This window comes from Pseudomonas sp. 7SR1 (genome assembly GCF_900156465.1).
Lineage (GTDB): Bacteria > Pseudomonadota > Gammaproteobacteria > Pseudomonadales > Pseudomonadaceae > Aquipseudomonas.
Genome location: NZ_LT707064.1, coordinates 1,795,526 through 1,809,095 on the forward strand (window position 1 = coordinate 1,795,526; position 13,570 = coordinate 1,809,095).

The 13,570-nt window shown below is 62.1% G+C and carries 9 protein-coding genes; 6 read left to right on the top strand and 3 right to left on the bottom strand.

Annotated features, from left to right (window positions below):
• Positions 1-150 precede the first annotated feature (150 nt).
• Both BW992_RS08070 and BW992_RS08075 read left to right on the top strand, forming a co-directional pair.
• Positions 151-564, top strand: coding sequence for a c-type cytochrome (locus BW992_RS08070; RefSeq protein ID WP_072390667.1), 414 nt, complete (start codon positions 151-153; stop codon positions 562-564).
• A 140-nt stretch (positions 565-704) separates the two neighbouring features.
• Positions 705-2,627 (top strand): acetyl-CoA hydrolase/transferase C-terminal domain-containing protein, encoded by a 1,923-nt coding sequence (locus tag BW992_RS08075; protein ID WP_076405968.1) that lies wholly within the window; start codon positions 705-707, stop codon positions 2,625-2,627.
• 116 nt (positions 2,628-2,743) lie between these two features.
• Here the strand turns inward: BW992_RS08075 and BW992_RS08080 are convergent, their stop codons facing one another.
• Together BW992_RS08080 and rep are read right to left on the bottom strand one after the other, a co-directional pair.
• Positions 2,744-3,316, bottom strand: coding sequence for a xanthine phosphoribosyltransferase (locus BW992_RS08080; RefSeq protein WP_072390660.1), 573 nt, complete (start codon positions 3,314-3,316; stop codon positions 2,744-2,746).
• 54 nt (positions 3,317-3,370) lie between these two features.
• Positions 3,371-5,380 carry a DNA helicase Rep gene (gene rep / locus BW992_RS08085; protein WP_072390655.1) on the bottom strand — a complete coding sequence of 670 codons (2,010 nt, stop codon included), beginning with the start codon at positions 5,378-5,380 and terminating at the stop codon, positions 3,371-3,373.
• Between the two features lie 273 nt (positions 5,381-5,653).
• Between rep and BW992_RS08090 the strand changes: the two genes are divergently transcribed.
• Positions 5,654-7,327: a putative bifunctional diguanylate cyclase/phosphodiesterase gene (locus BW992_RS08090; protein ID WP_072430950.1), complete on the top strand. Its 1,674-nt coding sequence runs from the start codon at positions 5,654-5,656 to the stop codon at positions 7,325-7,327.
• A 111-nt stretch (positions 7,328-7,438) separates the two neighbouring features.
• Here the strand turns inward: BW992_RS08090 and BW992_RS08095 are convergent, their stop codons facing one another.
• Entirely contained in the window at positions 7,439-8,839 is a 1,401-nt protein-coding gene (locus BW992_RS08095) for a NorM family multidrug efflux MATE transporter (protein ID WP_072458535.1), read from the bottom strand.
• A 151-nt stretch (positions 8,840-8,990) separates the two neighbouring features.
• On the opposite strand from BW992_RS08095, the gene BW992_RS08100 reads away from it, so the two are divergent.
• From BW992_RS08100 to BW992_RS08115, 3 genes are all read left to right on the top strand, one after another.
• Entirely contained in the window at positions 8,991-9,911 is a 921-nt protein-coding gene (locus tag BW992_RS08100) for a LysR substrate-binding domain-containing protein (protein WP_072390645.1), read from the top strand.
• Positions 9,912-10,098: 187 nt separating this feature from the next.
• Positions 10,099-12,075 carry a methyl-accepting chemotaxis protein gene (locus BW992_RS08110; protein WP_076405973.1) on the top strand — a complete coding sequence of 659 codons (1,977 nt, stop codon included), beginning with the start codon at positions 10,099-10,101 and terminating at the stop codon, positions 12,073-12,075.
• Positions 12,076-12,353: 278 nt separating this feature from the next.
• Entirely contained in the window at positions 12,354-13,568 is a 1,215-nt protein-coding gene (locus BW992_RS08115; RefSeq protein WP_072458537.1) for an aldose 1-epimerase family protein, read from the top strand.
• The last annotated feature ends 2 nt before the right edge of the window (positions 13,569-13,570 follow it).

Genomic DNA, 13,570 nt, shown 5'->3' on the forward strand with positions numbered 1-13,570 from the left:
CCTGGGGGTGAGCGGGCCATGGTTGACAAGACCCTTGCGACTTTAGGGTTGTTTCAGTGTGGCAGGCTTACCGCTATACTTGCGCCCGCCTGCAAACCGTGGCCGCAGGCGTGACTAGCCACCATTGAGGGTGTACGCGTGAACCTAATTATGAAAATGCTGGCTGCACCAGCAACCGTATTGGCCCTATGGGCTGCGAGCGCTCAAGCGGCGCCCAACGATGAAATCGCCAAGCGTCTTGAACCCGTCGGCCAGGTTTGTGTTCAGGGGAAAGAATGCAAGGGCATGGAAGTCGCCGCTTCGGCTGGTGGCGCTGGTGGGGCCAAGGCACCGAAGGATGTCATTGCGAAACACTGCAATGCATGCCACGGCACTGGCTTGCTGGGTGCCCCTAAAATCGGTGACAAAGCGGCCTGGAAAGAGCGTGCCGATCACCAGGGCGGTCTTGACGGTATCCTGGCCAAGGCCATCACCGGTATCAATGCCATGCCGCCTAAAGGCACTTGCGCCGATTGCTCGGATGAGGAGCTCAAGGGCGCAATCAAAGAGATGTCTGGCCTGTAAAAGCCAACAGCCCGCATCCATCCGGAAAAGCCGCTTACGAGCGGCTTTTTTGTGCCTGCGGCTTTGCAACGCTGTTCATCGCAACCAAGACCCGTCAATCTCGGTCCAACCCACATTCACGGAGCAGGTCGGAGGGGCCGATGGTGCAATTGTGTTCAATCGAACAGGCGGTGGACGAGGTGCTGGAGCGGTTGCCGACGCACATTCACCTTGGCATGCCCCTGGGGCTGGGCAAGCCCAACCTGTTCGTCAACGCGCTTTACCGACGCATCGCCCAACTGCCGGAGCGGCAGCTGACCCTCTACACGGCGCTGAGCCTGGGACGGCCGAACCTGGGCGATGGTTTGCAGAAGCGTTTCCTGGAGCCCTTCATCGAGCGTGTCTTTGGCGACTACCCCGAACTGGATTATCTCGCCGACCTGCATCGGGACAGCCTGCCGGCCAATATCCGGGTCCAGCAATTCTTCCTGCAGCCCGGCAGCCTGTTGCACAGTGCTTCGGCCCAGCAGGACTACGTCAGCAGCAATTACAGCCATGCGGCCCGGGACATCAACGCCGCCGGCCTGAACCTGGTGGCACAACTGGTGGCGAGCGACCCGCAATACCCGGATCGCCTGAGCCTCAGCTGCAACCCCGACATCACCCTCGACCTGTTGCCGATGATCGCCAAGCGGCGCGCGGAGGGGGAGACGATCCTCATGCTGGGGCAGGTCCACAGCGACCTGCCCTACATGCCGGGCGATGCTGAGGTCGGCTTCGACACCTTCGACCTGTTGATCGATGAGAAGGACAGCCACCGGTTGTTTTCCACGCCGAACATGCCGGTGGGGTTCCAGGATCATTTCATCGGCCTGCACGCCAGCACCCTGGTGCGCGACGGCGGCACCTTGCAGATTGGCATCGGCTCGATGGGCGACGCGCTGACGGCGGCACTGTTGGCGCGCCAGGCCGACAACGCCGGATACCAGGCCCTGCTGGCGGACCTGAACCTCAGCCAGTGGGCCCGGTTGATCGAGCGCGAGGGCGGGGTCGAACCGTTTGCCAAGGGGCTGTACGGCTGCAGTGAAATGTTCGTCAACGGCCTGTTGGCGCTGGCGGAAGCGGGGATCATCCGGCGCAAGGTCTATCCCGACGAGCCGACCCAGGAACAGGCCAACGCCGGTACCCTCGACGAGGCGGCCCAGCCCGATGGCGTCTGCATCCATGGCGGGTTCTTTCTTGGGCCGCGCAGTTTCTACGAGCGCCTGCACGAGCTGCCCCAGAGCAGGCGGCTCGAATTCAATATGACCCGTATCAGTTTCATCAACGAGCTGTACGGCCAGGAGCGGCTCAAGCGCTTGCAACGGCTCGATGCCCGGTTCATCAACACGGTGTTCACCATGACATTGCTGGGCGCCGGGGTGGCTGACCAGCTGGAAGACGGGCGGGTGCTCAGCGGCGTGGGAGGGCAATACAACTTCGTTGCCCAGGGCCATGCGCTGGAGGGCGCGCGTTCGATCCTGCTGCTGCGCAGCTGGCGCGAGGCAGGGGGCGAGGTCAGCTCCAACATCGTCTGGGAGTACGGCCACTGCACCATTCCCCGGCATTTGCGAGACATCGTGGTTACCGAGTACGGTATCGCCGACCTGCGGGGCAAGACCGATGCCGCAGTGATCGAGGCGCTGCTCAATATCAGCGATTCCCGGTTCCAGCCGGGGCTGATCGAGCAGGCACAAAACGCCGGCAAGCTGCCGAAGGATTTCCGTCTCGATCCGCGATTCGCCGAGAACACTTCGCAGCGCTTGCAGACGATCCAGGCACGGCATCCGAATCTTTTCCCGGAGTACCCGCTGGGCTGCGATTTCGACGCTGAAGAGCGGGACCTGCTGCGGGCGCTGAACTGGCTCAAGAGCAAGTTCAAGCTCACCGAGATCCTGGAATTGGGTAAAGCCGCGCTGGACGCACCGCAGCCGTGGGAATTTGCCCAGCACCTGGAGCGGATGCAACTGACGAGCCCTGAAGGCCTGAAGGAGGAGCTGGCCCAGCGGTTGTTGCTGGCGGGTCTCAAGGCCACTGCGCCATAGCGATCAGCCTGAGACGCCTGTGGGCGCGCGCCTGCTCGCGATAGCGGACTATCAGCCAACTCGATGCTGGATGTGCGACCTCATCGCGAACAGGCTTGCGCCCACAGGGTTGCGGATCAATCGATAAAGGTCACGACCCCGCCTTCCAGGGATTGCACCCGGGCCAGGGATTCGACGCGATAGCCTTGGGCATCCAGCTCCGCGCGCCCGCCCTGGAACGATTTCTCGATCACGATCCCCAGTCCGGCCACGGCTGCGCCTGCCTGCTTGATGATGGAGATCAGCGCCTGGGACGCCTTACCGTTGGCCAGGAAGTCATCGATGATCAGCACGCGGTCGCTGCTGGTCAGGTGGCGCGGGCTGATAGCTACGGTGTTTTCGGTTTTCTTGGTGAACGAATACACGGTAGCCGACAGCAGGTTTTCCGTCAGGGTCAGGGATTGCTGCTTGCGGGCGAAGATCACCGGTACGCCCAGGTTCAGGCCGGTCATGATCGCCGGGGCAATGCCCGAGGCTTCGATGGTGACGATCTTGGTCACGCCCGAATCCCTGAACCGCGCGGCAAATTCGTCGCCGATCAGCTTCATCAGCTGCGGGTCGATCTGGTGGTTCAGGAAGGCGTCGACTTTCAGAACCTGATCGGAAAGCACGATGCCTTGTTCACGGATTTTCTGGTGCAGGGCTTCCATGAAGCCTCCTTTGGTGGCGCTTTCGACGCCTGAGGTCAGTTGAAAAAATCGATTCTAGCGTTTGAGCATCGCGCGTATATCGGCCAGGGCGTTGTTGCCTCGCACGGCCTTCACTTCGGTCGGCGTGTCGTCGTTGCCTTCCCAGGCCAGGTCATCCGGCGGCAGTTCGTCGAGGAAGCGGCTCGGGGCGCAGTCGATCACCTCGCCGTATTGCTTGCGCTTGGCGGCGAATGTGAATGCCAGCGTCTGGCGTGCCCGGGTGATGCCGACGTAGGCCAGGCGCCGTTCTTCTTCGATGGTGTCGGCTTCGATGCTGGAGCGGTGGGGCAGGATTTCCTCTTCCATGCCCATGATGAACACGTAGGGAAACTCCAGGCCCTTGGAGGCATGTAGGGTCATCATCTGCACGCCTTCGGCACCTTCTTCCTCTTCCTGCTGGCGCTCGAGCATATCGCGCAGCACCAGCTTGCCGATGGCGTCCTCGACGGTCATTTCGCCGTCTTCGTCTTTTTCCAGGGTGTTCTTCAACGCTTCGATCAGGAACCAGACATTGCCCATGCGGTAGTCGGCGGCCTTGTCGCTGGAGCTGTTGGTGCGCAGCCAGTTTTCATAGTCGATGTCCATGACCATGCTGCGCAGCGCCGAGATCGGGTCTTCCCCGGCGCACTGCTCGCGTACCTTGTCCATGAAGCGCTTGAAGCGCGCCAGGCGATCGGTGAAACGGCTGTCCAGGTGTTCGCCCAGGCCGATTTCATCGGTGGCGGCATACATCGAGATCTTGCGCTCGGTGGCGTAGTTGCCAAGTTTTTCCAGGGTGGTGGAACCGATTTCTCGGCGCGGGACGTTGATCACCCGCAGGAAGGCGTTGTCGTCATCCGGGTTCACGATCAGGCGGAAATAGGCCATCAGGTCCTTCACTTCCTGGCGGCCGAAAAAGCTGTTGCCACCGGACAGGCGATAAGGGATCTGATGATGCTGAAGCTTGAGTTCGATCAGCTTGGCCTGGTAGTTGCCGCGATACAGGATGGCGAAGTCGCTGTAGGGCCGGTCGGTGCGCAGGTGCAGGCTGAGGATTTCCATGGCCACGCGCTCGGCTTCGGCATCTTCGTTGCGGCATCGGATCACACGGATCTCGTCACCGTGGCCCATCTCGCTCCACAGCTGTTTTTCGAATTCGTGAGGGTTGTTGGAAATCAACACGTTGGCGCAACGCAGGATACGGCTGGTGGAACGGTAGTTCTGCTCCAGCATCACCACCTTGAGCGATGGGTAGTCTTCCTTGAGCAGCATCAGGTTTTCCGGCCGGGCACCGCGCCAGGCGTAGATCGACTGGTCGTCGTCGCCCACCACGGTGAACTGGTTGCGTTTGCCGATCAGCAGCTTCACCAGCAGGTACTGGCTGGCGTTGGTGTCCTGGTATTCGTCCACCAGCAGGTAGCGGACCCTGTTCTGCCATTTCTCCAGGATGTCGGCGTGGTCCTGGAACAGCTTGACCGGCAGCAGGATCAGGTCGTCGAAGTCCACCGCGTTGAAGGCCTTGAGCGTGCGCTGGTAATGGGCGTAGACGATGGCGGCGGTCTGTTCCTTGGGATTGCGAGCGTTCTCCAGGGCTTCGGGAGGCAGCACCAGGTCGTTCTTCCAGGCGCCGATCATGTTCTTGATCTCGTCGACGCCGTCGTCGCCGGAGTATTCCTTCTGCATGATGTCGGTCATCAGGGCCTTGACGTCGGTCTCGTCGAAAATCGAAAAGCCCGGCTTGTAGCCCAGCCGCACATGCTCCTTGCGGATGATGTTCAGCCCCAGGTTGTGAAAGGTGCAGACCGTCAGGCCCCGGCCTTCGCCAGGACGCAGCAGGCCGCCGACCCGTTCCTTCATTTCCCGGGCAGCCTTGTTGGTGAACGTCATGGCGACGATGTATTGGGCACGAATGCCGCAATTCTGGATCAGGTGCGCGATCTTGCGGGTGATCACGCTAGTCTTGCCGGAGCCTGCACCGGCGAGCACCAAAAGTGGGCCGCCGACATAGTTCACGGCTTCTTGCTGCCGGGGGTTGAGTCGGGACATGACGGGTTCTGGGAGTCGTTTGCGAAAATGGGCCGGCATTTTAACAGGCTCAGCGAATTGTGCTGCTCTGTCCGACTTGTGACTCGACAACTGACGCAAATCACCGTTTTGCCTGTGCCATGCGGAATTTGCGGCAGATTTGCGGAGAATGTTCGATTTTTGGATGAAAAAATCGCCAGAAGCCTGTATTTGAGAACCATTGACATTGGTCATTGCCGATTGGCAGGTCATAATGCCCGGCGCCTACCACCTTGCAGAGTCTAGGGAGTCAGCTTGTCCACGCCTGTCGAACCCTTGCGTTTGCTGTTATTGGCCGAAGAGCCTGAGTGGCCGGCGAGACTGCGCGAGTGCCTGGCGCCCATGGCGGGCTCGATCGTGTTGACCAGCGCCCCGGACTGGGAGTCGGTCAGCGACCTGTTCGAAGACAATCGTAGTGCCGTGCTGTTGACCGTCGCGGCATTGCAGCCGGCACCCGGCCGTTGCCGCCTGCCGACTGTCCTGCTGTTGGAGCAGGAACCTGCGACACCGCCCGATGGCGCCAGCGACTGGCTGGTGCGCGACACGCTCGACAGCGCGACCCTGCGTCGTTGCCTGCGCCATGTACGCGAGCGCGGTGTGCTGGAAAACACGTTGCAGCGCCTGGCCGAGCAGGACCCCTTGACGGGCATCGCCAACCGCCAGGGTTTCCAGACCCTGCTGGCGGCGCGCCTGGCCGAGAACGAAGGTCGCGGCCTGGCGCTTGGTCATCTGGACCTGGACAACTTCCGCCACGCCAACGATGCCCTGGGCCACCAGGCCGGCGACCGCTTGATCCTGCAAGTGGTGTCGCGCCTCAAGGGTTCGCTCGAGGCCGGCGACCAATTGGCGCGATTGGGCAGCGACGAATTCGCCTTGCTGATCGATACCCGCCGCGCGCCGCAACGGGCCGAGTGGATCGCCGAGCGCATCACCCAGGCCATGGCCGAGCCGTATTGGGTGGACGGCGAGAGCCTGCTGATCGGTTGCAGCCTGGGCATCGCCCATGCCCGCGCCCAGGCCGGCGCCGACCCGCTGATGTGGCACGCCCACATCGCCATGCAGCAGGCCAAGAGCACCCAGGGCTGTACCTTTCATATCTTCAACGAACGTATCAACCGCAATGCCCGCAGCCTCGCCGACCTTGAGAGCGAACTGCGCCGGGCACTGCGTCGCGATGAGCTGGAACTGCATTACCAACCGCGACTGGACCTCGATAGCGGCAACATTGTCGGCCTCGAAGCCCTGGTGCGCTGGCGTCACGGCGAGCGCGGGTTGCTGCCGCCGAGTGAGTTCGTGCCGCTGGCGGAGCAGAGTGGCTTGATCGTGCCGCTGGGTTACTGGGTGATTTCCCGGGCACTGCGGGACATGCAGGCGCTGCGCGAGCGAGGGCTGGCGCCGTTGCACATGGCGGTCAACCTGTCATTCCGGCAGTTCCAGGACAGCCAGTTGCTGTCGACCTTGAGCCGGCTGATCGCCGAACGCGGCGTCGAGGCGCAATGGCTGGAGTTCGAGCTCACCGAAACCGCCGTCATGCGTCGCAGCGAGCTGGTCAAGCAGACCATGGACGCCCTGGGGCGCCTGGGGGTGCGTTTTTCCCTGGACGATTTCGGTACCGGGTTCTCCTCGTTCGTGCACCTCAACAGCCTACCCATCGCCTTGCTCAAGATCGACAAGAGCTTTGTCGGCGGCATGGAGCAGCGCGAAGAGAACCGCAAGCTGGTGCACGCGATGATCAACCTGGCCCACAACCTGAACCTGGAAGTTGTGGCCGAAGGGGTGGAGACCCCCGAGCAGCTGGACCTGCTGCGTGGCTTCGGTTGCGACCAGGTCCAGGGCTACCTGATCAGCAAGCCGTTGCCGTTGCCGGAATTGGTCGAGTACTTGACGTTCGAGGGTGATCAGCAGTCCACACACGATGTCGTGGTCTGACACAAACCCTTGTGGAAGCGAGCTTGCTCGCGATAGCGGGGTACCAGCCAAAATGGATGTGACAGACCTATCGCGATCGCGAGCAAGCTCGCTCTTACAAAGAGATGGATTTCACTTGGCCTGAATGGCTTCGAAACCGGGCTGTCCAGCCTCACTGCGAATCATCCGCTTCATCTTCCATTCAAATGCCAGCGTCAGGCTCACCGCCGCGCAGGCCAGCCCCAGGGCCAGGCCCCACCAGACACCGGTCGGCCCCCAGTTCAGGTGGAAAGCCATCCACCACGCGGCCGGCGCGCCGATCAGCCAATAACACCCCAGGCCCACCAGGAAGGTCGTCTTGGCATCCTTGAGTCCGCGAATGCAACCCATGGCGATGGTCTGCGTGCCGTCGAACAGCTCGAACCACGCCGCCACGGCCAGCAGGCTCACCGCCAGGTCGATGACCGCGCGGAATGCCGGGTCGTCATGGTCCAGGAACAGACCGACCAGCTGGTTCGGCAGCAGCCAGAACACCATGGCGAAAGCCAGCATCACCGACGCGCCGAAGCCGATGCCGACCCGCCCGGACAGCCGCGCCATCGACAATTGCCCGGCCCCGTAGTGCTGGCCGACCCGCATGGTGATCGCATACGACATCCCCGCCGGGACCATGAACGCCACCGAGACGATCTGCAGGGCGATCTGGTGGGCCGCCAGCGGCGTGCTGCCCATGGTGCCCATGCACAGCGCGGCGAACGCGAAAAGGCCGACCTCCACTGCGTACGTGCCGCCAATCGGCAGGCCCAGGCGCCAGAGCTCCTTGAGGTACTGGCGGTTGGGGCGCGACAGGCCTTCGAGCAGCGGATAGGCGCGGTAGGCCGGGTGCCGGTGGATATGCCACGCCAACGCCAGCGCCATGCAGTTGGCGACAATGGCGGTTACCAGGCCGATCCCCATCAGGCCCGGTTTCGGCAGGCCGAACATGCCGGTGATGAGTGCGTAATTGAGCAGGAAATTGATGACCGTGCCCCACAGGCTGATGACCATGACCGGCGTGGCGCGGCCGATGGCGCTGGTAAAGCCGCGCAGGGCCATGAAGCTCAGGTAACCAGGCAGGGCGAACGGCAGCGCCAGCAGGAATTGCCCGGCGGACAGCACGTTGGTTTCGGTCTGGCCGAACATCAGCAGTACCGGCTTGAGGTTCCACAGCAGCAGTCCGGCCATCAGGGCCATCAGCCAGGCCAGCCACAACCCGGCCTGGGTCAGGCGGGTGGCGCCCTCGACATCGCCCGCGCCCCGGCGGATCGCCACCAGGGTACCCACGGCCGCGATCACGCCAATGCAGAAAATCGAGACGAACGAGTAGGCCGCGGCACCGAGACCGCCGCCGGCAAGGGCTTCGGGGCTCAAGCGCGCCATCATCAGGGTGTCGGTCAGCACCATCAACATATGCGCCAGCTGCGAGGCAATCAATGGCCCCGCCAGCCGCAGGATGGCCCCGAGTTCGGTATGCACCGGATGCCGCATGTTCATAACACTCCCTGTCCAGACGAGGCAGTAAAGCGTCGATTCTCGGCCCTTGCCGGGCTTTGCACAAAAGGATAAAAAAGATCGCTGGCATGATTAAAACTCATGCAGAGCAACTATTTGCTAAGGTGCAGGACTCATCCCCGGAGCTTTTCTCATGTCCCGTCGTCTTCCCCCCCTGTATGCGCTGCGGGCATTCGAAGCGGCGGCGCGATACAGCTCGTTCACCCGGGCGGCGCAAGAGCTGTCGATCACCCAGAGTGCGGTCAGCCGGCATGTCCGCACCCTCGAGGAGCACTTTGCCTGTCGGTTGTTCCAGCGCAGTGGCCGCAACCTGCAACTGACCGAAGCGGCGCGGTTGCTGTTGCCAGGCGTGCGCGAAGGCTTCATGGCGCTGGAGCGGGCCTGCCACACCCTGCACGGGGAGGACGGCATCCTGCGCATGAAGGCGCCCTCGACCCTGACCATGCGCTGGTTGCTGGCGCGCCTGAGTCGCTTTCGACATCTGCAGCCTGGCAATGAGGTGCAGTTGACCAGCGCCTGGATGGACGTCGACTCCGTGGACTTCAACACCGAACCCTTCGATTGCGCGGTGCTCCTGGGTAATGGGCATTTTCCTGCGGATTGGGAGGCCAGTTTCCTTTTCCCCGAGGAGTTGATTCCGGTAGGCGCGCCGAACCTGGGAAGCGATCGACCCTGGGATGCGCAACGGCTGGCCAGTGTCGAATTGCTGCACCCGACGCCCGACCGTCGGGACTGGCGCAAGTGGCTCGAGTGCATGGGCCTGTCAGATAAGGTGTCCCTCAAGGGTGGGCAGGTGTTCGATACGCTGGAGCTGGGCATGATTGCGGCGGCCCGAGGTTACGGTGTATCCATGGGTGATCTGTTGATGGTGGCCGAGGACGTGGCCCAGGGACGTTTGAGCCTGCCGTGGCCCACCGCCGTGGCCAGCGGAGAGCACTACTATCTGGTCTGGCCGAAAACCCGGCCAGGGGGTGAACGTTTGCGTCGGCTCAGTGACTTCCTCCAGGGGGAGGTCAAGGCCATGCAATTGCCTGCGGTGAAGCGCCTGGGCTGAATCGTTGAAGCTTGGGTGGTGGCTAGTTGGCATTAATCCGTCCAACGCGCTCAAGTATTCGGCTTTGCCGCCGAATCCGTGAAGATGGAACCTTCGTTCAGAAAGGGCTTACCGATATTTCACCCCGAAAAAAAAGCCGAGTGTGCGACTCGATCAGGATGATCTGGTCACTCGTCCAGGAGCCGTCATGTCTCAACCCCGTGCCCGTATCGCCTCACAGCTGGGTCTTGCCCTTGCCGTGATACTGGCGGTCGTAATTTCCGGCAGTACTGTATTTGCGTTGCGTTCGCTGGATACAGCCAACCTCGCCACCCGTGAAGAGCATCTGGCCAGTGAAGCACGTCTTCTAGCCGATCAACTCAGCACTTTCCATGGCACCCTGAGGGAAAGCACCCAGCGGTTGGCCGGCCTGTTCGAAAAACGTTTCAGCGCCGGCCTGAGCGTGCATCCCGACCAGCCAGTCGCAGTGGCGGGCGTGCAGCTCCCGAGCCTGAACCTGGGCAATGCGGTGCTGAACAACGATTTCACCGAAGTCGATGAGTTCAAGCAGATGACCGCCGGCACCGCCACGGTGTTCGTGCGCAACGGTGACGATTTCGTCCGCGTCAGCACCTCGGTCACCAAGCAGGACGGCACGCGAGCCATCGGTACCGTGCTCGACCATGCCAGCCCGGCCTATGCCCGCCTGATGGGTGGGCAAAGCTACATCGGTCGCACCCTGCTGTTCGGGCGCTACTACATGACCCAGTACAGCCCGGTTCGTGACAGTGGCGGCAAGATCATTGCCGCACTGTACGTAGGATTCGATTACACCGACGCGCAAAACGCGCAATTCGAGAATCTCAAGCGCTTCCGCATTGGCCAGACCGGTTCGCTGGCCCTGTTGGACGAGCAAAACAAATGGCTGGTGCCGCCTGCCGGCGTGCAGGCCCTGGACCAGGCGAGCACGACGATCCAGAAGCTGGTCAAGACGCCGGGCAAGGGTGAGTTCTGGAGCGATAGCGCCGAGACGTTCTACAGCGTTGCCGTGCCGTTCGAAGGCGGGCCCTGGGCCGTCGTGGCGAGCATGCCGAAAACCGAGATCAACGCGGTGACCTGGAGCGTGGGCACCCAGTTGGCCATCGGCAGCCTGCTGGCGATGCTGCTGGCCGTTGGTGCGGCGGTATGGCTGCTGCGCAGCAAGCTGGCGCCGCTGGGGGATCTGGTACGCCAGGCGGAAGCCTTGGGAGCCGGTGATCTGAGTGTGCGCTTGAACGTATCGAGCCACGACGAAATCGGTCAGCTGTCCCGGGCTTTCAATCAGATGAGCCTGGCCCTGTCGACCATGGTCGAGCACATCCGCAAGGCCTCCCATGAAGTCAACAGCCGCGCCCAGGCCCTGTCCGGTCTGTCCAGCGGTGCGTATGAGGGTATGGAGCAGCAGTCGGGCGAGATCACCAGCATGGCCGGTGCGGTGGAGGAGTTCAGTGCAACGTCGGCGAACATTGCCGACAACATGGGCAATACCCAGCGCCTGGCCCAGGAAAACGCGCAACAGACCCAGATCGGTCGTACCTCGATGGACGAAGCGTCGTCCTCCCTGGAGCAGATTGCCGGGGCGCTCAACAGCACCGCCACGGTCATCAATACCCTGGGCCAGCGCTCCCAGGAAATCGGCGGCATCGTGGGCGTGATCACGTCCATCGCCGAGCAGACCAACCTGCTTGCCCTGAACGCCGCCATCGAAGCGGCTCGTGCGGGTGAGCAGGGCCGCGGTTTCGCGGTGGTGGCCGACGAAGTCCGTAGCCTGGCGTCTCGTACTCGTCAGGCCACTGATGAAATCTCCAGCATGATCACCAGCATCCAGCAGGAAACCGGCAACGCTATCAGCACCATGGAGCAGGGCAACCTGCTGATGCAGGAAGGCCTGTCGCGCAACGCCAATGTGGCCTCGGCGCTGGCGCGCATCGACGAGCAGAGTCGCTCCGCCGGCCAGCAATTCGCGGCCATCACCACCGCCACCCAGGAGCAGAGCAGCACCGCGACCTTGCTCAGCAGCAACCTGCAGAGCATTGCCATGGCCAACAGCGAACAGCGTGAAGTGGTCTCTAACCTGGCGATCACCGCCAAGGAACTGGAAAAGCTGGCCCAGGACCTGCGTCAGGAAGTTGATCGGTTTCGCTGAGGCTTAGCCGAACGCCCCCCATTCCTGTGGAAGCAGGCCAGCTTCCACAGGAATTGCCGTGTACGCCGATCTTTGCATCCCCGATCAGCGAACCACCCCCCGCGTTAGCGTTGATCGTTGGCACCCGTTGTTCCGTCGTCCTTGCGGGTAAGCCCGCTGCTGCCCCCGCCCCCTCTTTTCCATCGCCTCGTTTTTGATCGATTGCGGTTTTTCGTCTTGCTGAAACGTTTCTCCAAGACTATAAAACCCGCACAACTCCAAAAAAGAAGGCCATCTCCATGACTCCGCTCCGACTTATCATTGCCCTTGGCGCCTTGGGCGCTGCCTCCCAGGCCATGGCCTGGGACTATGTCCTGCTGGACACCGACAAAGCCGCCCAACCCTGGCAGATCACCAGCCAGCAGCTGGGCGTCAAGACCGACAAGCCATTTTCCGTCACCCTGCGCACACTGCACGGTGGGCGGCAGGAGGGTGTCAGCGTCGTCGACATCGACAATGGCACCCTGAAACTCTCCGTGGTCCCGACCCGGGGCATGAATGTGTTGCAGGCCTCGGTGGGGAATGTGCGCATGGGCTGGGATTCGCCGGTCAAGGAAGTCGTCAACCCGGCTTTCATCGAGCTCAACGGCCGAGGCGGACTGGGATGGCTCGAAGGGTTCAACGAACTGGTGACGCGTTGTGGCTACGAATGGGTGGGCCACCCTGGCATGGATAACGGCGAGTTGCTGACCCTCCACGGTCGCGCCGCCAACATCCCGGCCAACAAGGTCACCCTGCATATCGATGAAAAGCCGCCGTACGCGATCACCCTGCGGGGCGAGCTGAAGGAACAGGCCTTCAAGAAGGTGGATTTCTCGGTGCAGACCGAATTGGTCACCGAACCTGGCAGCGTGACCTTTTCGCTCAACGATACCCTGACCAACAATGGCGATTATCCCAAGGAGTACCAGGCGCTTTATCACAGCAATTTCAGCACGCCGTTCCTCGAGCAGGGTGCCCGCTTCGCTGCGCCGGTCAAGCAGGTCTCGCCGTTCAACGACAAGGCCAAGGGCGACCTGGCCGACTGGCAAACCTACCGGGGGCCTACCAGGGACTACGACGAAACTGTCTATAACGTCGTGCCCTATGCCGATGCCAAGGGCGACACGCTTACCGTCCTCCATAACAGGGCCGGTAACCTTGGCGTATCGGTGGGTTTCAACACCGCGACGCTCCCGGTGTTTTCCCTGTGGAAAAACACCGATACCCAAGGCCAGGGGTACGTGACCGGATTGGAGCCGGGTACCAGTTTTTCCTATAACCGTCGCTACCAGAGGCCGTTGGGCCTGGTGCCTGTCATCGGGCCGAAAGAGCACCGCCAGTTCATGATCCACTACAGCCTGCTGGCGGATAAGGGCGCTGTGGACAAGGCGCTCAAGCATATCGACTCGATCCAGAACGGCCAGAAAACCGAGGTGCGGGAAATGCCCCTGGTCGACCTGAGCAAGCCATGAAG